The organism is Schaalia canis (assembly GCF_003858455.1).
GTDB classification, from domain to species: Bacteria; Actinomycetota; Actinomycetes; order Actinomycetales; family Actinomycetaceae; genus Pauljensenia; species Pauljensenia canis.
Window position 1 is genome coordinate 1 of sequence record NZ_RQZF01000006.1, and the last position, 25,634, is coordinate 25,634.

The following is a 25,634-nucleotide window of genomic DNA, read 5'->3' on the forward strand; positions in this document are numbered from 1 at the left end:
CCAAACAACAAACTCAAAAACAAAAAACAGGCATAAAAACAACAAAAAATGTCAAGACACACTATCGAGTTCACAAACAACACCCACACACAAGCTCACAAGACACACACGCATCCCACAAACATTGAGGTGACAGGTTCTGCGCCATATTCCCCGGATAACCACTCCCGTGACTCCGTGCCGTCCGGCGCAACGAAGAAAACATTACAGACCTCGCCGCACCCACGTCAAATCCGTTCGCCGTGAGGACGCGCACACTCCAGTGAACGCGGGTTTTTCCTCATGATTCCAACGAAAAACGAAGTGGCGGGGAAGAGGTCTCAGGCCTCTTCCCCTTGACAGTCTTTCAGTTGAAAGTGTGTCCTACGACATCACTCGAAGTTCACGACGGCAAGATTCTTGCGTCCCTTGCGGACAAGAACCACCCCACCGGGTAGACAATCTGCCTGAGTGATAGGCGCGTCTTCGTCCTCAACCTTGACATTGTTGAGGTAGGCGCCACCTGATGCCACAGTACGACGTGCAGCACCTCGGCCCTTTTCCAGTCCAGTTGCTTCAAGAGCATCCACAATGGTGGACTCCCCCAGCTTCAAGGTGGCACGGGGCAAGTCTGCAGTAGCGGAAACAAGGGTTGCCCCATCAACCTCACGCAGATCAGCACCACCCCACAGAGCCTGGGTTGCTGCCTGCACACGCGCCAACTCATCGGCTCCGTGCACAAGCTCAGTCACACGAGCAGCAAGTTCCTTCTGAGCAGCCCGCTGGTGCGGACGCTCAGCAACCTCTACCTCAAGCTCTTCAATACGAGCACGATCAAGGAAGGTGAAGATCTTGAGGAAACGGATGACGTCCTCGTCGGCCACCTGCAGCCAGAACTGGTAGAAGGCGTAAGGGGTCATCAACTCAGGATCGAGCCAGATGGCACCGCCTTCAGACTTACCGAACTTCGTGCCATCAGCCTTGGTGATGATCGGCGTCGTCATAACATGAGTGGAGGCACCCTCGACCTTGTGAATAAGGTCGACACCGCCCACCATATTGCCCCACTGATCATTGCCCCCCGTTTCCAGGGTGCACCCGTAGCGGCGGAAAAGCTCCAAGTAGTCATTAGCCTGAAGCACCTGGTAACTGAACTCCGTGTAGGAAATGCCTTCATCCGACGCCAGGCGACGCGCCACGATGTCCTTATTGAGCATGGTACCCACGCGGAAGTACTTACCAACAGTACGCAGCAGATCAATAGCGGACATTGGGCCAGTCCAGTCAAGGTTATTCACCATGACGGCAGCGTTATCACCCTCGAAGCTCAAGAAGCGAGCAATCTGTTCTTTGAGTCGCTGAGTCCACTCAGCAACAACCTCAGTGGAGTTGAGGACGCGCTCACCCGACTGACGAGGATCGCCAATCTGCCCTGTTGCACCACCCACCAAAGCAAGGGGGCGGTGGCCAGCAAGCTGAAGATGACGCATAACCAGCACCTGCACAAGGTGACCATGGTGCAAGGAAGCGGCAGTCGGATCAAAACCGCAATAGAAGGTGACGGGTCCCGAAGCCAGGTGGGCGCGCAGCGCCTCAAGGTCGGTGTGCTGGGCCAGCAGGCCGCGCCACTGGAGTTCGTCCAGAATATCCGTCACGATACGGTCCTTCACAGTCATGCCCTCTTCACATGGGGCGGGTTTATCTATGACCTACATACTGTAAGCCTCGTCCAGTCTAGCCAGGCGGGAAGGGAAGCGTCACGCTACGCATAAAACTCCACACCGCAAATGCCTCCGGCCCCTACTGCTTTCCCCACTGACGAGCGCGAGCCAGTTCAGCGGCAGCCTCGTCAAGCTGTTCGGCAACGCGAATCGGGGCAGTACCACCACGAGCACTACGCGCGCTAACGGAACCTTCCACGCTCAACACCTCACGCACAGCAGGGGTTAATGCCGGGGACGCCTGCGCAAACTCATCATCAGTCAGATCCCACAGCTCCACTCCCCTGCTCTCAGCAATACGCACACAGGCTCCCGAGATCTCGTGCGCCTCACGGAAAGGAACACCTTGACGTACCAGCCACTCAGCAATGTCAGTTGCCAACGAAAAACCCTGCGGGGCAAGAGATTCCATACGTTCATAGTTCACGCGCATCGTGGCGATCATGCCCGACACTGCGGGAAGCAACACACTGAGCGTGTCAATCTGATCAAAAACAGGCTCTTTATCTTCCTGAAGATCACGGTCATAGGCCAAAGGAATCCCCTTCAGCATGGTCAACAGGGACATCAAGTCACCGATCAATCGGCCAGCCTTACCTCGCCCAAGCTCAGCCACATCAGGATTCTTCTTCTGCGGCATAATTGACGAGCCCGTCGAGAAAGCATCATCAAGAGTGATGTAGTCAAACTCCTTCGTGTTCCAAATGACGATCTCCTCGCACAAACGCGAAATATCAACACCGATCATCGCCATAATGAAGGAAAACTCAGCGGCAATATCTCGAGATGCCGTGCCGTCAATCGAATTAGCTACCGACGACGTGAACCCTAGCTCCTCAGCAATAGCCTGAGGATTCATCCCCAAGGTATTGCCCGCCAACGCGCCCGAACCGTACGGGGATTCGCTGGCGCGACGATCCCAATCTTGCAATCGATCCAGGTCACGCAGAAGAGGCCACGCATGAGCCGCCAGATGATGAGCAATCAAAACAGGCTGTGCATGCTGCAGGTGGGTGCGTCCAGGCATAACACGGGTACCTGCTGTGCGCGCCTGCTCAAGTAAGGCCTCAACAACATCGCCAACAAGCCCAGCAAGGTAGCGCGCTTCATCACGCAGATACATACGAATGAGAGTCGCGATCTGATCATTACGAGAACGACCAGCACGAAGTTTTCCGCCTACGTGCGGACCAACACGCTCAATAAGTCCGCGCTCAAGGGCGGAGTGGACGTCCTCGTCCTGCTCAGAAGGGGCAAAGGTGCCGCTCGCAATATCGGCCGAAAGGCTATCCAGCCCCGCCAACATAGAGGACAGCTCGTCGTCTGTAAGCAGCCCCGCCACCGCAAGAGCACGCGCATGCGCACGAGATCCTTGGATATCTGCTTGGGCAAGTCGCCAGTCAAAATGAGTGGACACCGATAATGCGGCAAGAGCAGCAGAAGGACCGCCCGTGAAACGACCACCCCACAGTCCAGAAGACGCCGACGAGGAAGAAGTACGTGAAGCGGAGTTGGGAGTGGAAGCTGAATCAGTCATGCCTCCATCATGCCTTTTTCAACGCCAAAAGGGTTAGTTCGGCCTCGGCCTCGTCCGCTATATGAACCCCCGCCCTGCAACGCGAGACATTCGTGAACATCTGTACGAATCGTGCGGTGTCAGACCCTTCGAGAAAGCTCGCGGTCAAAAGCACGCAGCTTTTTGTCACTGGGCCCTTCACCACGAATGTCACGCTCTGAAGCACCCCATGCAGGCGAGGGAACCGTACGGTAAAGACTCAGCCATGTCGCCATCGCAACAAAAAGCACCCAGTTACCTTCAGAGAGTAAACGCGCCTCTGTCACAGACTGGACGATGAGGGCCACAGCAAGACAAAAAGCCCACAGCCCTGTCAGGTCGCCGCCAATGGATCGCACCGCAGCCTTTCCCACACCATAAAGAACCCACACGACGGCGAGAAGAACCAAGGCCGCACCGATGATACCCGTTTGGAAGAGTGCCTCGATGTAAGCATTATGTGCCTGCATTGTTGGTGTGCCATCAGGACGGATCACAAGCGTGCGGAACATGGGAATCCACGGCGCCCAATACATAATCCATCCCCACCCAAGGATTGGACGTTCCGCCCACAGTGCTAAAACCCGTTCCCAGATCACGCCTCGCCCAGTCATATCCGTGCTGCGTCCTAGCAACATAAAGATGGCGTCTGCATAGACAAGCGCAACTAGTGCACACACAAGAGCCACCACGCCCACGCCTCGCAAGACATGACGACGTTGAGCGCTTGGAACTGAACGCAAAGACAACCCCACGCCCATCACGATGACGCACACGAGGAGGCACACGATAACGGTTGCTGAACGTGTCAGAGCTAAGGTAGCGAGGCTCGCACCCGCCCATAGCAGCGTGCGCTGCCAGGAGGAACGGTGCTGCAGATGCTGAAAAACGATGCACAACAGGAGAAGAGCAGCCCCGAAAGCAAGAGGATTGCGATTAGCGAAAACCCCTTGGATTGGACCTCCCTGAAAAAGAAGTCCGTGGATCCAATAGTAGGAATCGGGAATGTGCTCCCACTCGCGCATGTACAAGGGGGCTAGGCGTTCCTGAAGAACCGCTGCAACGTAGAGTTCCAGAGCAAGACTCAGGCCAATCATCCACTGCAATGAGCGCGTGAGAATATCGAGGAGCTGACGTGGAGGAAAGGCTACTGCAATCATGACGCCTGCGATACTCGTCGCGCTCATCAATGCACTAGCCATCATCGTCTCAAGTGGATAGAACGACCATATAACGCTCAGAGAGCACCACAGTACAAAGGCAGCGATTGTGGTAGGAATCCGCCGAAGAGTAAGAATCCGCCCCGCTGCAATGAACTGCAGTACTAAAACGAGACATGAAATGGCGGCAAGAAGACCAAAAGGTTTCCATCCAATAACATTACGAACGCCTTGACCGGCAAAAGTAATGTAGAAAACCCATACGCCCATCGCCGGCAAGGTGAGATGAGCAAGTGGCTGGGCCTTCGAGTTCATCGCCTTTCGCAGGCGTTGCCAGGTAGCACTAGAGAAAAGGGCAATCACCTCACCGATCAGGTGGAAGGTACGACGCGGCGAAGCAACCGATAGGTTCGTACTGTAACCGTCAGCCTTCTCATGCACCTCGACGTGGGTCGACACGCTCTTCACGCCTTTCCTCCAACTCGCGCTTCTATCTTCCGAGGTCTGAGGCGCTGGACTATGGCCCGCAGCCGACGGAAGCTGCATTGCCATGCCGGGTTACACGCTAGTCGCATCAGGCACCATTGTGGAGCAAGAAGCGCGCGAAGTAGAACACATCGATAAACGGTTGATAACAAAATGGCGGGCGCAGCCCCGCTAAGAGGAGCACACCCGCCATTTCGTTACCTCAATGAGTCCTGCTGAGCTAACGCCCAAGGACACATCTCGCATCAGGCATATGCGTCAGTTATCAGCGTTCAGATTTCCCGTTCCAAAGTCAATGCCCCGGCCAAAACGGACATCTCGTGCTGCTGCAAGTTTCGAGGTCATGCCGTAAATCTCGATAAATCCACGGGAATGGGATTGATCGAAGGTATCGCCACTTTCATAGGTGGCGAGGTTAAAGTCATAGAGAGAGGTCTCTGAACGGCGCCCCGTCACAACGGCGCGACCGCCATGGAGAGTCATACGAATGTCACCTGTGACGTACTGCTGGGTGTAGTCAATGAAGGTATCCATTCCCTTCTTCAGAGGCGAGAACCACTGAGCCTCGTAAACCAGTTCACCCCACCGCTGTTCCATGGTCCGCTTGTAGCGGTGGAGTTCGCGTTCCAATGTCACGCTCTCAAGCTCAGCATGGGCGGTAATGAGGGCAATAGCTCCAGGGGCCTCGTAGATTTCACGAGATTTGATACCGACCAGACGGTCTTCAACCATGTCGATACGGCCGATGCCTTGAGCGCCGGCACGGCGGTTGAGTTCTTGAATGGCCTCAAGAGGCGTCACAGGGCGGCCATCAATGGCCACAGGCACACCTTCTTTAAAGGAGATGATGACCTCATCAGGCAGGGGTGGGTAGGTGGGATCGTCGGTGTAGGTGTAAACGTCCTTTGTGGGAGCGTTCCAGATGTCTTCGAGGTAACCCGTCTCGATAGCACGACCCCACACGTTTTGGTCAATAGAGAAGGGATTGTGCTTTGTTGTCTCAATGGGGAGGTTGTGTCGCTCGGCGTAGTCAATTGCAACATCACGCGTCAGCGCGAGATCACGTACAGGAGCGATACAGTCCAGGTCAGGAGCCATGGAGGTAATGGAAACCTCAAATCGCACCTGGTCGTTTCCCTTACCTGTGCAACCGTGGGCGACGGTCGTCGCACCGAATTGGCGTGCGGCCCGCACAAGATGCTTGGTAATCACAGGACGCGAAAGAGCAGATACCAGGGGGTACTTGCCCTCATAGAGAGCATTCGCTTTGAGTGCAGGCATGCAGTATTCCTCTGCGAACTCATCGCGCGCATCTGCCACATAGGCCTCCACTGCACCACAGTCCAAGGCTCGTTGGCGAATGACCTGCAAGTCTTCGCCGCCCTGGCCGACATCAACCGCAACTGCCACGACCTCGCGACCGGTCTGTTCTTGAATCCAGCCGATAGCGACGGAGGTATCAAGGCCGCCAGAGTAGGCCAGGACGATGCGATCTTTATGGAGCCCCATAGTGTGTCCTTTTGTGTTGTGTGCGTTTCAGTCGCCTGCGGCTGCAAGCGTCATGAGATGGTGTTGAGTCTGCAGTGCGCCATCATCACTGCGGCAAATGATCAGCAGGGTGTCGTCGCCAGCAATCGTTCCTGCAACCTGCTCCATTCGTGAAGCATCGATAGCTGATCCCAGCAAATTAGCGGCCCCAACAGGGGTGCGCAGCACAAGCTGGTTTCCTACGCGGTCGCTCGCGATAAGGAGTTCTTGGCACCAGCGTGCAAGTTTCGTGTGCGATGCCTCCACCTCGTGGGTGGCGCTGCCATCCACATCAGGCACCGAATAGATCTGGTGTCCTTCCTTACTGCGCACCTTCGTGGCACGAAGATCCATGAGGTCACGCGAGAGTGTGGCCTGCGTGGTCTCAATGCCTCGCTCAGCGAGGATACTCCTCAGTTGCTCTTGGGAGCTGATGGTGTGTTCTGCGAGAAGTTCACGAATTAACCCATGCCTAGCTGCACGGGTTGTGGGGATTGCCGCATCCACCATCGCGAACTCCTTTAATCGAATGTCATGAGATGTCGGTTGAACGCGCCTCAGTCACGAACAACAACAGAATGAATAATAATACGCCGCTTCGCATATTGCTAATTCGTGTGGCCCAGAGTACCCCCGAAGGATCACAAAGCTCACTCCACCAAGCAGACACGAGATAAAACGGCCCCTTTCCGCGCCAATAAAAGTTCCCCCGCGCCTACAGCGCGGGGGAACTCACAGAGAACGTGTCACTCAGTATCAGAGGCCAAGGAACGAATAATGCCATCCGTCCACGCCTGAACAGCGTTCCAATCACGGAAATCGCCTTCAACAGCGCCCGCCAGTCTGGCAATGGAACGCTCACGCAGATTCAAAAGCTCAGGCTTGTAACGACCGGGGAATGCCTGATGCCCCTCGGCGCGTACCCGCAACAACACCGGACCAATACGGGAGGGATCCTGAGGAGCATGCTTAGGAACGCCTGCCATACCAACCGAAAAAGCCCAGAACGGACGCTCCGCCAATTGATCCTCAAAACGAGAAACAAACTCCTGCGCAGAGGACATCCACTGCGTCATATACACAGCCGAGCCGCAGACAACAGCGTCAAAATCATCCACCGATGTCACATCTTCAGGTGCCTGACAAGTCACCTCATGACCAGCATCACCAAGCCGCTGAGCAATGCGGTCGGCAATTTCTCGAGTTGCACCATGTTTTGATGCGGCAGTAACCAGGATTCGCATGGATATATCCTCCCATGTGTTTCACCCCGGCAAGGGGTCAAAAGCCCTGAACAGTCAGCAGCTTCACACCTTGCCGAGGCGAAACAATCAGCATCTAGGCTCGCAATGAGGCACCGAGTGTCTTTGATGCCTTCGCAACAATATCGGCGCGTACCTTCGCAGTTTCTTCGGCAGTCAAGGTGTGATCTGCGCGCAAACGCAATGCGAACGCCAAAGAACGGAAACCTTCTTCGACCTGGTCGCCCTCGTAAATGTCAAAGAGAGACACGTCCTCTGCAACAGCACCAGCGGCCTGCCGGATGACCTGTTCAACACGAGCCACCGGAATATTCGCAGGCACCACAAGGGCAACGTCTTCCTTCGCCACCGGATAGGTGGAAACAGGCTTGACCTGCAAAGCAGAAGCGGACATCACGCCAATTAACGCATCCAGGTCACACTCGAATGCCACGGAACGGGCAGGAAGGCCAAAGGCCTTGCAGGCTGCGGGAAGGAGCTCACCGGCCAGCGCGACATCCACCAAATCACGGCCAGAGCGCACAAAAATCCGGGCAACGCGGCCAGGATGCCAGGGTGCTACCTCAACAGGATCCGTTGCCGGCGTCGGCACAGGCGCCCCCTTGACAGCCGGAGGGGCAGGATCCCATGCGCGCGTCACCTCAACGCGCACTCCCAGAGCGGAGGCGATACGACGCACTGCCTCAACAGCATCTGCCCAGTCAACATGGCGTTGGGTTCCCAAAACTCCCGGCAATGTTGCGGTGCCCGCCATCACGCCACCCACATGCCAGGGCTGAGAAGGTGTTCCGGCACTCAGGGCCGCAATAACCTCATCAGCGGGACGTTGCTCAGCGGAAGGCAGAACAGCGGCAACAGTACCAGCAGGACGAGCAACCTTCGCCACTTCAAAGACCGCAACCGCGGGCATGCCACGCGACACGTTACGGCCCGCGACGTCCAGCAGGGTGTCAAGAACAGACGTGCGCAGCAGAGGGGCGTCATCGGCCAAAGGATTACGCAAGCGCAGAGCCTGGCGGCGCGGATCGGCCTCACCCATGCCCTGACGATCAAAGGAATCCGACACGAAGGGGTAGCATTCAACCTCAACCATGCCAGCCTGAACAAGGGTCTCTGCCGCCCAACGGCGCGCCTTCTGTCCAAGCGTGAGTCCACGTCCGGCAGGAGCCGCCGGCAGGATGGAAGGAATATTGTCGTAGCCATCCAGGCGAGCGATCTCCTCCACAAGGTGGGCGGGGCCCACCAGGTCAGGACGCCAGCTTGGAACAGTCACCTGCCAAGAAACATCCGAATCGGTGCCCTCCACCACACAGCCGATAGTTTCGAGCAGCTCACGCTGACGTGCAGGCTCATGGGAAACGCCGGTGAGACGCTCAGCCTCGGCCAGCGGGTAGGTAATGACCGTCGCAGCGGGTAGTTCGTTGTAGTCAAAGACAGCTTCGTCAGCGGTGCCCCCGCCATACTCAACGAGCAGCTCCACAGCACGCTGCGCGGCAACTGCAGGCAGTAGCGGATCAGTGCCACGCTCAAAACGCTTCGCTGCCTCTGAATGTAGGCGGTGGCGACGCGAAGAACGCGCGATCGAAATAGCATCAAAGTGAGCGGCCTCCAGCAGCACATCAACTGTGGAATCCTCAACTTCGGAGTAGCGGCCACCCATGACACCCGCAATACCAATAATGCGGCTGCCGTCCTCTCCGTTGGGAGAGTCTGTGATGAGAAGGTCTTGCTCGTCAAGGACACGCTCAACCTCATCAAGGGTCGTCAAGGTCTCCCCCGCTTGAGCGCGGCGCACAACAATCGGAGCCTCAACAGCAGCCAGGTCGTAGGCGTGCATAGGCTGACCCAGGTCAAGCATCACGTAGTTCGTAATATCAACAGCCAGGGACACCGAACGCATGCCGGCCATTTCGAGACGCTCAACCATCCACCGAGGTGTCGGGGCAGCGGGGTTAATGCCGCGCACAATTCGCGTGACGAAACGATCGCAGCCGACACGACCGCGGATAGGAGCCTCGTCCTTCACCACAACGGGGAAGCCAGCGGCGTTCGCAGCAGGAAGGTCCGACCGAAGGCCCGGATCGCGGAAAGCAGCGCCCGTGGAGTGCGCATACTCGCGAGCCACACCACGCATCGAGAAGCAGTACCCGCGGTCAGGGGTGACGTTGATTTCCAGAACCTCTTCACCCAGCCCCAGGAAGGGAATAACATCCGTGCCCGGAGCGGGAATCTCACGGTCAGGGAACATTTTCGTCAGCACAATAATGCCGTCGTGGTCCTCACCCAAACCCAATTCACGCTGAGAGCAGATCATGCCGTCAGAAATATGCCCGTAGGTCTTACGCGCAGCAATCGGGAAGGGACCAGGCAGGACTGCGCCCGGCAGAGAAACAACAACGAGGTCACCCTCAACGAAGTTATGCGCACCGCAGATAATGCCGCGGCTTGGCAGGTCAGAGGGTTCCTTGCCGGTGCCAGGAGCGTCATTATGCTCACCAACATCCACGCGGCAATAGTTAATGACCTTGCCGTTGGATTGTTCTTCCTTCACCAAGGTCAACACCTTGCCCACCACCAGAGGGCCGGTCACGCGCGCAGGGTGAATGGTCTCTTCCTCCAGACCGACGCGCACGAGGGCGGCAGCCAGGGCAGCAGCATCAGTGCCGGGGGCCACGTCAACATGATCGGCCAGCCAGCTCAGGGGAATCAATGGCATCTCAGGCTCCCTTTCCGTTCAGGCCGAACTGCGCGGAGAAACGCACGTCGCCTTCCACAATGTCGTGCATATCAGCAATGCCGTGGCGCAGCATGAGCGTGCGCTCGATGCCCATACCAAATGCGAAGCCCGTGTACTCCTCAGGGTCAATACCGTTGGCACGCAGCACATTGGGGTTCACCATGCCGCAGCCACCCCATTCGATCCAGCCAGGGCCACCCTTCTTCTGAGGGAACCACAGGTCCATCTCGGCGCTGGGCTCGGTAAAGGGGAAGAAGGACGGACGCAGGCGTGTCTTTGCTTCGGGGCCAAACATTGCCCGAGCAAAGTGGTCAAGCACGCCTTTGAGGTGAGCCATGGTCAGCCCCTTGTCCACCGCGAGGCCCTCAATCTGGTGAAAGACCGGCGTGTGGGTGGCATCCAAGGCATCAGAGCGGAAGACCTTGCCGGGGCAGGCAATGTAAAGGGGCACGCCACGTTCAAGCATCGCATGGGACTGGACGGGCGAGGTGTGCGTGCGCATCACCAGGTGGCCAGCGTCCGCAGTATCGGCGCCGATTGAGGTGCCATCAACATAGAAAGTGTCTTGCATCTGGCGAGCTGGGTGGTCAATGTCGAAGTTGAGGGAGTCGAAGTTGAACCACTCGTGCTCGACCTCAGGACCTTCAGCGATCTCCCACCCCATCGCGACGAAGAAGTCAGCGACCTCATCCATCAGGGTTTCTAGCGGGTGACGTGCGCCCAGTGCCACGCGGCGGGTGGGGACAGTAACGTCGATCGCCTCGTCAATGAGCACCTGGGCGTCATGGGCGGCCTGCAGGACCTCGCTGCGGGCTGCGAGAGCCTCGTTAATGCGCCCGCGAGCGCCACCGAGGTTCTTTCCGGCTATGCCGCGGTCTTGGGGGGCAAGGGAGCCAATGGTGCGGTTGGCGGCAACCAGCGGAGCGTTATCTCCCAGGACAGCGCTGCGGACGGCCTTGAGGGCGTCCAGGTTGTCGGCTGCGGCGATGTTGGCCAGTGCGTGTTCGACGAGGGCGTTGACCGCGGTCTCGTCGAGCGGGTTGAGGTCAGTGGCGGTGTCGGCCATGTCCTGCTTCCTCGATCGGGGATATGAATGACAAGGATGCGCCCGACATGTCAAACCCCGACATGTCACATGATGAGCGCATGCACAGCTCCCCATGATAGTGCCCCGTGAGTTCGCGTGTAATCCTGGTTGATGCGTGATACTCGTAGCGTCGAGGTCGCTGTCGGGGTGCTTAGGAGCAGGCGACAGTGTTACCCCCATGGGCGAAGTGCTGTTATCACCGCGTGCGGTCGCAAGGTGAGGCAGGTGTCGAGTAGTTTGCGCGGCTAGACTGTTTTTGGATCGCGTCCATGTATGAAGGAGCATTTTCATGTCTTCAGCGCAGTATCTTCAGCCTGATGCCGCATCTCAGACTGCCGCTACGGGTCAGAACGTCACTTCTGATAAGGCTGGGACGGCACCTCGTCCTAAGCGTGTGCGCCTTCATCACCTGAGCGCGGCAAAGACCGAAGGACGCAAGTTGACGATGCTCACGGCTTATGATGCCCTCACCGCTCGCATCTTTGATGAGGCTGGGGTGGATATGTTGCTCGTGGGAGATTCGGTGGGCAACGTCATGTTGGGTTACTCCAGTACCCTGCCGGTCACCATTGACGACATGGTTCATCATGTGGGGGCGGTGGCTCGGGGCACTTCGCGAGCGTTGATTGTGGGAGACATGCCTTTTGGCTCCTACGAGGCCGACGCGCGTGAAGGCTACGCCAATGCGGTGCGTTTGATGAAAGCGGGGGCGCACGCGATCAAGCTTGAGGGCGGCGCGGCTCGTGTGGAGGCCGTTCGTACACTGACCGCTGGGGCGATTCCTGTTATGGGGCACTTGGGCTACACGCCCCAATCTGAGCATGCTTTGGGTGGGCCTCGTATGCAGGGCCGTGGAGAGCAACGCGCGCAGATGCTGGCGGACGCGCTGGCCCTCCAAGAAGCTGGTGTTTTTGCGCTCGTGTTGGAGATGGTGCCGGCCGATATCGCCGCTGAGATCACTCAGGCATTGGATATCCCAACCATTGGTATTGGGGCTGGGCCTGACACTGATGGTCAGGTTCTCGTGTGGTCGGATATGGCAGGAATGACGGAGTGGACTCCACGGTTCGTGCGACGCTTCGCTGAGCTCGGTGCGGCTCTCAGGGAAGCTGCGGCCGACTATATTGCGAGCGTTGAAAACGGTTCCTTCCCTTCAGAGGATCACTACCACGCTCAGTGACATCGGCAGGCTGTTACGTGATGGCGTTGCTGTTGGGGTGTGGCATACCACCGTGGAAAAAGCCCTGCGCTGGGAGTTCGGCCCGTGTTGCAGGTTTAGGCTAGGACTATGACTTCTTTGGATACTCTTGCACGACGCGCTCCTTTGGGCACCTTGACTCCCGGCGTTATCTCCCCCACGCGGGAGGTTCCTGCCCACATTGAGCGCCCCGAGTACATGTTCCATGACGGGCCTGAAGTCGTCACCGCAGGGGATGTGAAATCTCCCGAGGTTATTGAAAAGATCGCCCGCGCGGGCAAGATCGCCGCTGACGCCCTCGCCCTTGTTGGAGAAGCCGTGAAGCCGGGAGTGACCACCGATGAGCTTGATCGCATTGGCCACGAATATGTGATCTCGCAAGGCGCTTACCCGTCCTGCCTGGGGTACATGGGCTTCCCCAAGTCTTTGTGCACCTCCGTCAACGAGGTGATCTGCCACGGCATTCCCGATGACCGTCCTCTCGAAGACGGCGACATTGTCAACGTCGATATCACTGCATATATTGACGGCGTGCACGGTGACACCTGCGCTATGTTCACCGTTGGTGAAGTAGACGAAGAATCCCAGCTCCTCATCGACCGCACGAGGAACGCCATGATGCGAGGCATTAAAGCTATTGCTCCTGGGCGTGAGATTAACGTCATCGGACGCGTCATCGAAGCCTACGCTAAGCGTTTCAATTACGGCGTTGTCCGTGACTACACGGGCCACGGCGTCGGCGAAGCATTCCACTCGGGCCTGATTGTGCCCCATTACGATGCTTCCCCCGCCCACAACACGATTATGGAAGTGGGAATGGTCTTCACCGTCGAACCCATGCTGACCCTGGGCACCATTGATTGGGAGCAATGGGATGACGGGTGGACAGTGGTCACTGCCGACCGCGCCCGCACGGCACAGTTCGAGCACACGGTCGTTGTTACTGAAGATGGCGCACGGATTCTCACCCAGTCCTGAACCTTCGTCGCTTTGATCGCTGACGCCCTTGCTGTCGTGCAAGGGCGTCAGTTCTATGAGAAATAGCGGTTCAGGAAAAGTACCGTACCGTCACAATAATGAGCATGCTCAGCGCGAAGCCCACCACGTAGTTCAGCCACAAAAAACGACTCCAGCCGGCATGACTCGTTTCAGATTCTGCATCTGAAACTGACCACCAAGGGCTCACGGACAGGGCGTACACCAGCGGGGCGATGCTAGCGATAGTCAGAGCACCCCGTAGAGCTGGCGCTTCCTCACCTGCGAGAAGGGCTCCGAGGAGAAGACACACGCTTGCGAGCACATACCCGATGGCAGCAACCCTCACAGTCCAGCGCGCACCAATGACTGTGGCAATCGAGGCAAGTCCTGCCTCTCGATCGGGCACAATGTCTTGAACCGCGCCGAAAGCTTGAGATGCCATTGACCAGGCAAAGAATGCCACCAAGATCGCGGCCAGAGGGGCAGTGAGAACCTCGCCCCCGACACGACCCGCAGCAACTGCGACTGCGTACACTGCCGGGCCCACAAAATGCGTAGCTGAGGTTGCTGAATCAAGAAAAGGAACCTCTTTGAAACGCAGACCTGGCGCCGAGTAGGCGTACACAGCAAAAAGAACAATCACCAGCACAACACTGCTGAACCAGCTATTCATCAGCACTAAAGCAAGGGCAGGGATTGCGGTAGATATCCCTGCTGCCCACAGAATCGAACGATGGTGGTGACGGCCAACAAGTGCCCCTTCAACACCACCCTTACGCGGGTTACGCAGATCAGACTCGTAATCGAAGACGTCATTAATTCCATACATCATGAGGTTGTAAGGAATGAGGAAAAACAGTGTTCCCACAACAAGTGTCGCATCAATCTGGCGAGTGAGTAGCCAGTAGACGACGGCGAAGGGATAGGCGGTGTTGATCCACGAAAGAGGACGAGACGTCGATAGCAGTACGGACAGAGTTTTCACTGATCCACCTTCCTTCGCTGATGCAGGGCTTTCCACACTGCCGGGGCGCATACTGCCGCTGTGATGGCGTAGCCGCAGTCCTCAAGAGGAGCGCTCCCCATCATCACACCCGATGTCAATGACCAGTCGTAGCCAACAATGCCTGCCGAAACAATAAAAGAATCAAAGAGCGCAGTCAGTAGGCACATGACAACTACGCTCGCTCCTGCCGCCAGTGGCGCGCGCGGCCGCCCTCGGGACAGAAAACATCCAACGAACACAGCAAGGGCGGTGATCGGAACAATGACCACAAGATACGTCCACGACTGAGCATCCCAGCGGATTCCACCCGATCCTTGTACGGCAAACCAAGCGGTCGACGAAACGACGATGAGAAGGAATACGCCAGCACCAAGCCACACTCCCCCACCCATGAGCCGCCGAAGCCGTTCTCCCAAACCGGCAAGGCGTTCCATGGCGGCATCTAGAACTACAGAAAGCTGGGTGAGGAAGCCCAAGAACAGCACCTCCTCAACCGGGATCTCCGGGGCGATTTGCCAGCCTGTCATCCACGGCCCTGGACCCCGGAAAAATACCCCGGTGGCGATCCCCAGAAGGTCCCATAGGAGGAACGCACACACACTTCCCATAAGCACAGCAATGCTTGTGGCAGCGTCACGAAAAAACGCCAATTTCCACCGGCGATCAATGACAGCCATGCCACAACTACTTGCAAGGATGGCCACGCCATAGACCCACCCTGTCCCCATTGTCAGCGGCCTCGGTTATTGTCATGCCACTGCTGCATCACGCTGTGGCGAGGCGCGTCAGGTGGTTCAGGGATAGGCAGGGCGCTAGTGTCTCCATGCAGACGCTTGAGGACGTTCTCGGCGCTAATGAAGGCCATCGGTACGCCGATCCCAGGGGCGGTCGTTTGCCCAGCAAAAAGAAGAGAATCAACGTGGCTGCTGCGCGAACGTGCGCGCATAAACGCCGATTGAGACAGCACGTGCGCAGGCCCGAAAGCATTACCGTGGAAGGATCCGTATCGTGCACTGTGGTCGGCTGGCCCAAGAGTCCGACGCACCACCACGCGCTCAGCCAGATCGGGAATATTCGCCCAAGAACTCACCTGTGCAATCGCCGCATCAATGACCTGCTCAACGACATCATCCCCTGCGCGGCAGGGTTCATCTCCCAAGCAATCGAGATCAATTGAACCGTGGCCAATGAGGTCATCGGCGGGGACTGGGACCAGAATGAACAAGGTTTCATGCCCTTCTGGAGCAGCGGTAACGTCGGTTGCGCTACTTCGGCACACGTAGATTGATGCCGGATCAGGGATGCTGGGGTGCTCACCGAAAATCTGCGAGAAATTCTTTTCCCAATCCGATGTGAAGAAGAACGAATGATGCGCGAGCTCAGGGAGTTCCCCCTTCACCCCGATCATGGCAAGCACCGTACCAATACCGTTGCGTGATTTCTCCCAATAGGCCTGCGGGTAGGTTTGTAACTCGGATGGGAGGAGGCGCGTCTCTGATGCCCACAAGTCAATGGTGGAGACGACGGTGTCAGCGTCCATTTCCTCCACCCGCCCATCAGCGTGGCGGATGCGTACCCCTCTCGCTGTGGCACGGCACCGGCCTCGCCCACCCGGCTGGGTAAGGATCTCTTCGGCACGCGTCGAGGTATGGATACGCACCCCGGCGTTCTTCACGACCGACTCCACTGCATCCACCAGTGTCCGCATGCCACCGACGGGGTAAACAACACCATCATTTAGGTCCAAATGCGCCATGAGGTGATACATCGATGGCAACATGGCTGGGGCTGCAGACAGGAAAACAGCGTGGAAGGTCAACATCTGCCGCAGGACCGGATCAGCGACCACTTTATCTGCGTGAGTTTCTAAGGATTCCGTGAGCAGGCGAATGAGGGTCGGAACATCACGAAGAATCTCGCGGCGGCACCAGGGCGATAAGGCTTCGAAATTTGTGTAAAGGAAGTATTTCAGCGCCAGGGTGTAGGTGCGTTCAGCGGAGGCAAGATGCTCCCGAATGCGCTGCCCAGCCCCAGGCTCGCGGCTCTCGAAGAGTCGGGCAACCTCTTCACGTCCGCTGACAACGTCAATGTATTCGCCGGTGTCACGAAAGAGTCGGTAGGCGGGGGTGAGGGGTTCAAAACTGCAGTAGTCGGCGATGTCTGCCCCCATCAATGCGAAGAAGTGCTCCATCACCTCCCCCATGAGGTACCAGGTTGGGCCAATATCAAAGGTGAAACCCTCAATCTCACAGGTGTCGACACGCCCTCCCACTGTCTCGCGTGCCTCAATGAGATCAACCTCGTAGCCATCCCGAGCAAGAAGACCTGCACTGGCAAGTCCTGCAAGGCCTCCGCCAATGACCACGGCTCGAGGAGGAGTGCCGTGCTGGGGACGGCGCATGACATGAGGGTGGCGAGTTGAGTGCTTCAATGGGCTCCTCCTCATGATCGTGCCCTCCGGCTAGTAGCCTGCAAACGCCTCCAACGAGGTTTCACACGCTCATCAATATAGGCCTGTGCAACCAGGGCAGCCTTTCGGGGATCAGAAACGCGAATGCGCCGGCGCGCAATCTCCTCCGCTGGCGTCGCCTCCAAGGCAGCCGTGAGCTCACGGAAAAGAAGATAGGCCGCTCGGACAGCAACGCGTGACGACGAGGGGAGCTTAGAAATCACCCGATCTGCGGCATCCAAGTCCGCATAAATGTCAGCAATAAGTGCCTTTTTTGATTCCTCATTAAGGTGCTGGGCGTTCGTTCCGGGCAGGTAGTGACGTCCGAGTTCATTCTCATCAGCAGCAAGATCCCGCAAGAAATTCACTTTCTGGAAGGCTGCTCCCAGACGTCGTGCTCCTGGCGAAAGACGCTCCCACGCTTGGGGATGGGGATGTTCAACAAGGAACGCTTTGAGACACATCAGGCCCACAACTTCAGCCGAGCCATAGACGTAGTCGGCCAAGGTTGTCACATCATGAGTTTCTGGCTCAAGGTCAGCCCGCATGGAAGCAAAAAAGGGTGCAATGAGGTCGGGACCTATTTCGCACTCGCGGGCCGTTTGCGCGAAGGCATGAACAACAAGATCGGTAGAAAAACCTCTTTCGCATGCGGTCAGTACCGCCTGCTCGTAGTCGTCAAGCAACGCACGCAGCGTAGCGGCAGGCAATGGGGCAGCACCATCAACGACCTCGTCGGCAACACGCACCATCGCGTAAATGTCTCGAACACGGCTGCGGACAGGCTCCTCAAGAAGAGTCACCGCGGCACCAAAGGAGGTCGAATAGCGCGAGATAACCCCTGCGGCGACCTCGTGAGATACCGAGGAATAGAGTTCAAATCCGCTCATCATGATTGCCTCTTTTCCAGACTGTCGGTGAAGGCAAGCAACTGGGCCGAAAGGCTACCGGGTATCATCCCCGAGTTGAAGTGCTCGCGTGCCCTCTGGTGGAAGCGCGCGCTCAACTGCCGAGCGTGTTCTAAGGCGCCACAATTGACCAGGCATTCGCGTGCTTGAGATTCCAGTTCGCCTCGCGTGTCCTGATCGTGGTCGTGGCCAAGTTCCTCCCAAATCCGCTGCCAGTGCGGATCGTCTTGCTGGTGGGCGTGAAGGGACAAGATGGTGCGTTTGCGTGACCACAGGTCTGAGGATGCTGACTTGCCCGTCACAGAAGGATCCCCAAAGACGCCGAGGATATCGTCAACGATCTGGAAGGCAATACCAAGATCGCGTGCTCCTTGCTTCAGGGTGTTGCGCGTCTTTTTCGGGAGGTCAGCTAGCACTGCCCCAAGCTCTACAGGAGCCTCAAATGAGTAGACGCCCGTTTTGAGCCGTTCAAGCGCAAGAACGTCCGCCTCGTCAGAGCGCTCCACATTGAGTACGTCAAGGTACTGACCTTCTGCAGTATCACGGATTGCTCGATCGAAGATGTCCACGAGGCGCGGCGCATAACTCCCACAGTCCACGAGCAAACGATAACCGCCAGTCAGCGCAAGATCGCCAACAATGGTTGCGGCAGAGGCAGCGAAGCGCCGTGGATCTGAAAGTCCTTGCCCGTTCGAATGTTCTTCCAAGAGGGCGGGAACTGTTGGTGAACCTCGACGAACAGCATCCCCGTCCATGACATCATCTTGAATGATGAGGCCAGCGTGGAGGAGTTCAAGCGCCGCACCCGCAGCGCACGCCCGTTTCAGATGCTCAGCATCGTTAACGGTCCCGCCGCAGGTGGCAACGAGAAGAGCCAGATACGGGCGCACCTTTTTACCCCCAATAATGGTCTGCCGAAGCAGATTCCACAGGACGCGTGATTGAGGGTATGTGGCGTGGAGGGCCTGCTCGTTGAGTCGTTCAACGAGGAGGGCTTCAACTTCCGCCAGAAGAAGTGAAACGTCGAGAGTATTCGCGTAGCCGGTCATACTGTATCCGGCCATTGTGAGAGTTGCTCAACCATCCATGGGCTGAGTAGTTCTGGGATGAATGTCGCAGTGCGCACGACTTTGTCGAAAGGAACCCAAAGAATTTGCGCCACCTCATCAGGATTGGGGTCGAGGCCAAGCTGCTGCCGTTGGATATCGAGGCGATAGACCGGGCAGAACTCTCTTTCCATAATTCCTGAAGCGTCTACTGCCTCATATGAGAAAAACGGCAGGACAGGATGCGGGTGGGCGTTGGCACTTGCGCCGAGTTCTTCGGCGAGACGGCGATAGATTGCTTCCTCATCGCTTTCGCCGGGCGAAGGATGTCCGCACACAGAGTTGGTCCATACGCCTGGCCATGTTTTCTTCCCTACGGCTCTGCGCGTCAAAAGTAGGTGGGCGTCTTCGTCGAAGATGTAGCAGGAGAATGCCCGATGAAGAGGAGTCTGCGTTGTGTGAACCTCTGCTTTGAGCGCTGTTCCGCGCGGAGCCCCATCAGGATTACAGAGGACGACGACCTCTTGCTCGGCCTGACTATCATCTGAATGTTCCTGAAGGAGTGTCATATTGCCCACGCTAGCAGTGAATGTGACGCGTGTCGCAAGATATGTGAATGAGGTACGGATTGTGGACATGCCCGTTCGTTCCCCTTTTAGTGAGCCCAGGAACATGATTTGCGCGCCAACGTCGGCTAATCTGTCTGTGACACGTCACTTGAGTGTGCAAAGGAGAAGCGCTCATGGCATCAACCGCATGTGGAATTGATATTGGTGGCTCTGGCGTCAAGGCCGCCGTCGTTGATCTGGAAACCGGTGAGTTCACCACTGAACGCATCAGGATTGAAACCCCCAAGCCTGCCACCCCCGAGGCTGTCGCTGAAGTGTGTCGCCAGCTCCTTGAGCAGCTTGAAGTTGGCCCGGATATTGCCGTAGGTGTTGCCGTGCCTGCGCCTGTCATCCACGGAGTCGTGCCATTCATGGCAAACCTCGACCCGGCATGGGCTGGCATGAATGTTGATGAGCTCATGGAAAAGCACCTGGGCCGTCCGGTCGTTACTCTCAACGACGCTGATGCTGCTGGCATCGCTGAAGTGGCATACGGGGCAGCTAAAGATGTGCAGGGAACTGTCATCGTCACCACTCAAGGCACAGGTATTGGTTCGGCTATCATCGTTGACGGCGTGCTTGTTCCCAATACGGAGCTCGGCCACCTGGAAATTGATGGTTACGACGCTGAAAAGCGGGCCTCTGCAGGTCAAAAGACCCTGCAGGATCTGTCGTGGAAGAAGTGGGCGAAGCGCCTTCAGCGCTACTACTCGCATGTGGAGATGCTCTTCTCCCCCGACCTTTTTGTTGTGGGTGGTGGCGTGTCCAAGAAGCATGAGAAGTTCATGCCGTTGCTTGAGTTGAAAACCCCGATGGTTCCCGCTGTTTTGTTCAATACGGCAGGTATCGTTGGAGCTGCCTATCATGCTGCGCGCAAGGCGCAGGGCTGAGGCCTTATCGCTTTCAGAGTGCCTTGAAGGGTGGTGCCCCAGCCATTGGGGTGCCACCCTTTTTTGGCGGATGAGTCAGCCGATACGCCGGGTTCTGTTCCCTTCGCCGTTACCAGCAGCCGGGTGGCGACCATCTCTCTAGGGCTTGCGTTACCGCAAGCCTCAAGCAACCTACCCGCAGGCATTGGGCGGGCCGCCCTCGAACGCCTGCTGCTCGGTTTTGCTCCAGGTGGGGTTTACCTAGCTGGCACAGTCACCTGCGCCACTGGTGGTCTCTTACACCACCCTTTCACCCTTACCTCCAGCCGAAGCTGATGGCGGTCTACTCTCTGTTGCACTTGCCCGCGGGTCACCCCGGGTGGCCGTTAGCCACCACCTTGCCCTGCGGAGCCCGGACGTTCCTCGCGCGTTTTCACGCCCGCGGCCGCCTGGCTGACTCATCCGCCCACCCATTCTAGCCTGTGATCTGCTCGCGCCTGAGCCCTGAGGCTGATCCTGCTTCACTTTTCCTCTACTGTTGAGGGCATGCAGATTTGGCTCCCCCCATCAGAAGGTAAGCGCACTCCCCTATCAGGTCCTGCCCTCAGGTGGGAGAGTTTGTCCCACCCGGACCTCAACGCTCACCGCCAACGCGTGGCAGATGCCCTGATGGGACTTGGTAGTGGCGAGGACGCTGCGGCCATCTTGGGTTTAGGGGCAAAGTCCCGAGCGGATTTGGAGTTGAATGCAGCGTTGTTGACTAACCCGTGTGCTGCCAGTGAGGAAGTTTTCACTGGTGTACTTTTCAATGCCGCTGACCTTCCCTCTTTGCTTCACGACGCCGACGCCGCTGAATCTACCCGACGGGCAATCCGTATCTTCTCGGGATTGTTCGGGGTGTTACAGGTTGGTGATCTCATTCCGGACCACCGCCTGAGTATGGGTGTGAAACTACCCATCATTGGTGGTCTTGCTGCCTCATGGCGTCCCCATCTGGATGCTGCTTTACAGGCGGAGTACGACGGCGGTGTCATCCTCGATATGCGTTCTGGGCCTTACCGCAATGCCTGCCCCGCTCCGTGGGCAACCGTGTGGCAAGTGGGGGTCGTCCGTGAAGCCGCAGGGAAGCGTTCGGTGGTGTCCCACGAGGCCAAGCAATGGCGTGGCCTGCTCACCGGCTTCCTTTTGCGTATGGGAGCGTTGCCCACTGACGAGGCTGACGCCGAAACTGCGGTTGCGTCGGCAACCTCAATGGCGCCGGTCCGTGACGCAAAAGGCGTTGAGCATTGCGTGACAGATGTCGAATTTTCTGAGCCTACGGTCACAAAGAAGGGTGGAGTGACGCGCACTGTCACGCTCGTCACGAACTGAAAGAACAGGGCGCGCCACTGTGAGAGGTTTTCCTCATCATGGCAGCGCGCCCTCAAGTGGTAGCCCGTCACGATGAAATGGCGAGCGGGCTACACAGACCGACCGATACCTCAGCTTGTACGCACGACAATCTGGTAGGTGTCTTCCGTCCAGTACAACTCATCGGCGGGGGCAAGCCTCACGGCTTCGAGTTCTGCTGGTGACAGGTGCGCACCGGGGCTGACCACCACGCCGTCACGAACTTCAACAATGGCGAGTGCGCCATTGCGCTGCACAGCATAGTCGTATTCACCGATCAGCCCGGCGGGGAAGGTTGCCACCAGGGCATCACGTTCGGCCTGGACGTCGCGCATTTCCTGCTCAACCTCCGCCATGTCCTCAGTAAAACGTGCCTTTGCTGCTTCAACGTCAGCGGCGATAGCGGTGGCCTCGTTGTGCATGGCGGCGAGGGCTGCGCGTGCAGCCTCCAAGCGCTCTTCAGCGGCGAGTTGATCTTCTTCAAGGTCGGAGAGACGTTCAGTCATGCGTGCAATCTCGTGCTGCATGGGGGTGACGTCACGCAGGGGCACCTCGTTGCGTTCAATACGTCCTTGCTGGAGGGCGCGACGGGTGGTGACCTTTTCAACGTCGGCTTCAATCTGGGCGACTTCTCGTTCACAGTCAGCAATGGCAGCGCTCTGCCCCACGGCGGCGCGCCGCAGGTCGTCGGCGCGTCCGGCAAGTTCACGCAAGATGTCGTGAGTGGGGTGAGATTCGCGGGTGTGGCTCAAGGCGGAGGCTCGCTTGTCCAGGCTCGCCAGTTCCAGAAGGAGCAGTTGGTCCTTGGGTGAGAATGTCATGAGAGTCCTCCACTGGGGGTGCTGGTGGTCTTGCGGCTGGGGGTGATCTGGCGGTAGCTCGTCCAGGGTTCGGTGACAATGGTAGAGACTTCGACGCTGATCGCCACATTCGCCTCTTGTGCGGCTGTCCTTAGTTTGCTGGCCAGTCGTGGTAGCCAGGGCCATTCACTCGCCCAGTGGCTGGCACACAGCAGGTAGGGTGCGCCGCCTTCTAGGTGCTCAGAGGCAGGGTGGTGGCGTAGGTCAGCAGTCAGGTACACGTCCGCGCCTTTGGCGCGCGCGGTGTCGAGGAAATGGTCCCCTGCCCCGCCTGAGACGGCGACCGTTTCAATGCGTGCGTGTTCGTCGCCGCCAACGAGCAGTCCCGTGGGGCCTGCGGGAAGGACAGAGGCAACGAGGTCAGCAAACTCGCCAAAACTCATGGGCGTGACGGTTCCGATGCGCCCCAGGCCAATGGGGCGTCCGTCCTCGTCAAATCCAGCGTGGTCGAGGGGTTCAGCATCGCGCAGTCCGACGAGGTCTGCCAGGGCGTGGGCCACGCCGTCGTGGGCGACGTCAGCGTTGGTGTGCGCATTAAAGAGGGCAATGTCGGCGCGGATGAGGCGGGCGACCATGGAGCCCTTGGGGTCGGTTTCGGGCAGGAAGGAGGCTCCCCGGAGGTAGAGCGGGTGGTGGGTGATGAGCATGTCTGCCCCATCGTTGACGGCCTCGTCGATGACGGCGCTGACGGGGTCAACGGCCAGGTGGATTCGCTCAACAATGCGGGCGGGATCGCCCAGGATAAGGCCGACTTTGTCCCAGCTTTCAGCGGTTGAGGCCGGGTACCAACGTTCCATGAGCGCCATGACGTCTGCGACTGTCCATTTTTCTGCCATAGGTCTAAGGATATCGCCCGCCAGGCGTGGCGGAAGGGCTTAGTGTCGGCCGCTCTGACGAGGAAGCCGCAGTGTGGCCAGTACGCCGATAAGGATAATTCCTGCAGCCACGCCGATGGTTTGGCGCGCAGCGCTTGTGGAGACGGTACGGATCTGAGTGGCAATGGCCTGTCGAGTCGTGTGATCCATGCGTTTCACCGTCTCTTGGGCGGTTGAGGAAGCACCCGAGCTGCCTGTGGCGTCGGGATTCTCAATGCCGTGGAGGACATGTCCCAGGCTGGGGGCAATGCTTTGCTCGATACCAACGGCGGCTTCTTGAGGCAGAGCGTCGATGTCGCTGAGGCTTCCTTGAGCTCCCGCATCAAGAGTGGCAACGAAGAGCGTTGAGGCGACAGCGATACCCATGGCCGTACCGACCTGTCGAACAGTGGATTGGGCGGCTGAGGCGACACCTGATTGTGCGAGGGGAACGTCTGCCAGGATCACGGATGTGAGCTGGGCGGATGCGAGCCCGAGGCCCAGACCGTAGATCGCTAGGAGGGCGGCGATGTGCCATGGAGCAGAGTCTGGAGAGAGAACGAGCGCGGTAAGGGCGAGCCCTGCTGCTTCCAACCCCAGGCCGAGAGTGGCTACGCGGGAGGGACCAATCTTTTGAGCGAGTGGGGCTGCCATGCCACCGGAGATGAAGGCACCTGCTGCCATTGCGGTGAGGATCCATCCTGCCTGCATGGCACTGAGGCCCATAACGTTTTGCAGGTGCAGGGGGAGCACGAAGAGGAGGCCAAATTCCCCCATGGCGACGACCATTGCCGCAATGTTGCCCCAACTGAAGGAGCGGTAGTGGAAGAGGCTCAGGTCGAAGAGGACGGGTTTGTCTGCAAGGGCACGCTCGTGTTCGATACGAATGAAGAGTGACAAGAGGCCCACTCCGCACACGAGGGCGAGGAAAGCCGGTGAAAGTACCCACCCCGAGGCATCGTTTTTGCCAACAAACCAGCCGTAGTCGCGGCCTTGGATGAGGCCAAAGACAAGAGCGGCTAGGCCCAGGCTGGAGGTGAGGAAGCCGGGAATGTCGCTGCCTGTCGCTCCGTGGCCTTTAGTTTGAGGGACGAAAGCGAGCGCGCCTGCGACGAGGAGGATACCGATGGGGAGGTTGATGGTGAAGATCCAGCTCCAATGGAAGCCGGTGGTGATCCATCCGCCCAGGAGTGGGCCCACGGCGGCCATGCCGGCGATGACGGCTCCCCAGACGGCGAAGGCGATGCGCCGGTCGCGTCCGAAGAAGGTGGCGTTGACGGTGGAGAGTGTGCTGGGAAGAACGAGGGCGCCGCCGACGCCTTGGAGGGCGCGTGCGGCGAGCATGCCCGTGGCGCCTTGGGAGGTCGAGGCCATGAGTGAGGCGATAACGAAGATGACGATACCGACGATCAACGTGGTTTTACGGCCGTAGCGGTCGCCAAGTCGGCCCGAGATAATGAGCAGAGCGGAGAATACGAGGGCGTAGATCGTGGTGACCCATGCTGCTTGTGCGGCACTGAGGGACAGGGCTGCAATGATGACAGGCAGGGCGACGTTGACGATGGTGCCGTCGATGACGATGAGGGAGACGCTGAGCGCGAGGACGCCCAGGGTCCACCATCGGTGCGTGTTCACTGGGTTTTCGGGGGCGCGAGTCGCGCTTGCCTCCGAGATGTCACCGTCGCTTTGGCGGGTGAGGTCAAGGTGGGTGATGTCTGTGGGTGCGGCAAGGTGAGCATTGGGATGTTCAAGTGCTGCATCCACTATGTCCGCTGCCTCATGCGTGAAGTCACGACGTGTTGTCACCTGTGTTCCACCATTCTTTTCTGACATACTGTCAGATTATTAGGAGAAGGGCCTCACCTCAACAGAAGGCCCCCTAAATAGTCAGATTGCCCCAGCATGTCATTTCCCCGTCACATTTACCCTCGCCCCCTCGTCGAAACCTTAGCTTG

The 25,634-nt window shown here is 58.1% G+C and carries 21 protein-coding genes and 1 other RNA gene; 4 read left to right on the top strand and 18 right to left on the bottom strand.

Translation table 11 applies throughout. The features are described from left to right. Nucleotides 1-371 precede the first annotated feature (371 nt). From tyrS to pheS, 8 genes are all read right to left on the bottom strand, one after another. Nucleotides 372-1,634, bottom strand: a complete 1,263-nt coding sequence (gene tyrS, locus EII11_RS06705) for a tyrosine--tRNA ligase (protein WP_124870785.1) — start codon at nt 1,632-1,634, stop codon at nt 372-374. A 145-nt stretch (nt 1,635-1,779) separates the two neighbouring features. Next, nucleotides 1,780-3,237, bottom strand: a complete 1,458-nt coding sequence (gene argH, locus EII11_RS06710) for an argininosuccinate lyase (RefSeq protein ID WP_124870520.1) — start codon at nt 3,235-3,237, stop codon at nt 1,780-1,782. Nucleotides 3,238-3,356: 119 nt separating this feature from the next. Further along, nucleotides 3,357-4,874 (bottom strand): O-antigen ligase family protein, encoded by a 1,518-nt coding sequence (locus EII11_RS06715; RefSeq protein ID WP_240623094.1) that lies wholly within the window; start codon nt 4,872-4,874, stop codon nt 3,357-3,359. Nucleotides 4,875-5,159: 285 nt separating this feature from the next. After that, nucleotides 5,160-6,410: an argininosuccinate synthase gene (locus EII11_RS06720; RefSeq protein WP_124870522.1), complete on the bottom strand. Its 1,251-nt coding sequence runs from the start codon at nt 6,408-6,410 to the stop codon at nt 5,160-5,162. Nucleotides 6,411-6,437: 27 nt separating this feature from the next. After that, on the bottom strand, nt 6,438-6,938 hold the full coding sequence (argR, locus tag EII11_RS06725; RefSeq protein ID WP_124870525.1) for an arginine repressor: 501 nt from the start codon (nt 6,936-6,938) through the stop codon (nt 6,438-6,440). Nucleotides 6,939-7,174: 236 nt separating this feature from the next. After that, a complete protein-coding gene (locus EII11_RS06730) occupies nt 7,175-7,672 on the bottom strand; it encodes a flavodoxin domain-containing protein (protein WP_124870528.1) in 498 nt (165 codons plus the stop codon). Nucleotides 7,673-7,766: 94 nt separating this feature from the next. Then, nucleotides 7,767-10,406 (bottom strand): phenylalanine--tRNA ligase subunit beta, encoded by a 2,640-nt coding sequence (pheT, locus tag EII11_RS06735; RefSeq protein ID WP_124870531.1) that lies wholly within the window; start codon nt 10,404-10,406, stop codon nt 7,767-7,769. A gap of 1 nt (nt 10,407) precedes the next feature. Next, nucleotides 10,408-11,493, bottom strand: a complete 1,086-nt coding sequence (gene pheS / locus EII11_RS06740; protein ID WP_124870534.1) for a phenylalanine--tRNA ligase subunit alpha — start codon at nt 11,491-11,493, stop codon at nt 10,408-10,410. Between the two features lie 310 nt (nt 11,494-11,803). On the opposite strand from pheS, the gene panB reads away from it, so the two are divergent. Both panB and map read left to right on the top strand, forming a co-directional pair. Next, a complete protein-coding gene (gene panB, locus EII11_RS06745) occupies nt 11,804-12,694 on the top strand; it encodes a 3-methyl-2-oxobutanoate hydroxymethyltransferase (RefSeq protein WP_124870537.1) in 891 nt (296 codons plus the stop codon). A gap of 108 nt (nt 12,695-12,802) precedes the next feature. Continuing rightward, entirely contained in the window at nt 12,803-13,690 is an 888-nt protein-coding gene (gene map / locus EII11_RS06750) for a type I methionyl aminopeptidase (RefSeq protein WP_124870540.1), read from the top strand. A 70-nt stretch (nt 13,691-13,760) separates the two neighbouring features. Here the strand turns inward: map and EII11_RS06755 are convergent, their stop codons facing one another. The 6 genes from EII11_RS06755 to idi are packed head-to-tail and all read right to left on the bottom strand — an operon-like array spanning nt 13,761 to nt 19,668. Next, entirely contained in the window at nt 13,761-14,675 is a 915-nt protein-coding gene (locus EII11_RS06755) for a prenyltransferase (protein ID WP_205649259.1), read from the bottom strand. Continuing rightward, nucleotides 14,672-15,424 carry a lycopene cyclase domain-containing protein gene (locus tag EII11_RS10765; protein ID WP_276310956.1) on the bottom strand — a complete coding sequence of 251 codons (753 nt, stop codon included), beginning with the start codon at nt 15,422-15,424 and terminating at the stop codon, nt 14,672-14,674. The genes EII11_RS06755 and EII11_RS10765 overlap by 4 nt, the downstream gene beginning before the upstream one ends. 2 nt (nt 15,425-15,426) lie before the next feature. Continuing rightward, entirely contained in the window at nt 15,427-17,127 is a 1,701-nt protein-coding gene (gene crtI, locus EII11_RS06765; protein ID WP_205649261.1) for a phytoene desaturase family protein, read from the bottom strand. 11 nt (nt 17,128-17,138) lie between these two features. After that, on the bottom strand, nt 17,139-18,038 hold the full coding sequence (locus EII11_RS06770; RefSeq protein WP_124870546.1) for a phytoene/squalene synthase family protein: 900 nt from the start codon (nt 18,036-18,038) through the stop codon (nt 17,139-17,141). Further along, nucleotides 18,035-19,117 carry a polyprenyl synthetase family protein gene (locus tag EII11_RS06775; protein ID WP_124870549.1) on the bottom strand — a complete coding sequence of 361 codons (1,083 nt, stop codon included), beginning with the start codon at nt 19,115-19,117 and terminating at the stop codon, nt 18,035-18,037. The genes EII11_RS06770 and EII11_RS06775 overlap by 4 nt, the downstream gene beginning before the upstream one ends. Further along, entirely contained in the window at nt 19,099-19,668 is a 570-nt protein-coding gene (gene idi, locus EII11_RS06780; RefSeq protein ID WP_124870552.1) for an isopentenyl-diphosphate Delta-isomerase, read from the bottom strand. Before idi ends, EII11_RS06775 begins: the two co-directional genes overlap by 19 nt. A 173-nt stretch (nt 19,669-19,841) precedes the next feature. On the opposite strand from idi, the gene ppgK reads away from it, so the two are divergent. Further along, nucleotides 19,842-20,597: a polyphosphate--glucose phosphotransferase gene (gene ppgK / locus EII11_RS06785; RefSeq protein ID WP_124870556.1), complete on the top strand. Its 756-nt coding sequence runs from the start codon at nt 19,842-19,844 to the stop codon at nt 20,595-20,597. A gap of 67 nt (nt 20,598-20,664) precedes the next feature. Here ppgK and rnpB read toward each other — a convergent pair. Beyond that, nucleotides 20,665-21,037: RNase P RNA component class A (rnpB, locus tag EII11_RS06790), an RNA gene on the bottom strand. Between the two features lie 85 nt (nt 21,038-21,122). Here rnpB and EII11_RS06795 point away from each other — a divergent pair. Beyond that, nucleotides 21,123-21,947, top strand: coding sequence for a YaaA family protein (locus EII11_RS06795; protein WP_124870559.1), 825 nt, complete (start codon nt 21,123-21,125; stop codon nt 21,945-21,947). A 110-nt stretch (nt 21,948-22,057) separates the two neighbouring features. Here the strand turns inward: EII11_RS06795 and EII11_RS06800 are convergent, their stop codons facing one another. Genes EII11_RS06800 through EII11_RS06810 form a run of 3 tightly spaced genes read right to left on the bottom strand, consistent with a single transcriptional unit; the run spans nt 22,058 to nt 25,512 of the window. After that, nucleotides 22,058-22,786 (bottom strand): zinc ribbon domain-containing protein, encoded by a 729-nt coding sequence (locus EII11_RS06800; protein WP_124870562.1) that lies wholly within the window; start codon nt 22,784-22,786, stop codon nt 22,058-22,060. Continuing rightward, nucleotides 22,783-23,661, bottom strand: coding sequence for a Nif3-like dinuclear metal center hexameric protein (locus tag EII11_RS06805; protein ID WP_240623095.1), 879 nt, complete (start codon nt 23,659-23,661; stop codon nt 22,783-22,785). The genes EII11_RS06800 and EII11_RS06805 overlap by 4 nt, the downstream gene beginning before the upstream one ends. A gap of 39 nt (nt 23,662-23,700) precedes the next feature. Continuing rightward, nucleotides 23,701-25,512, bottom strand: a complete 1,812-nt coding sequence (locus EII11_RS06810) for a DHA2 family efflux MFS transporter permease subunit (protein WP_124870565.1) — start codon at nt 25,510-25,512, stop codon at nt 23,701-23,703. Nucleotides 25,513-25,634: the final 122 nt, after the last annotated feature.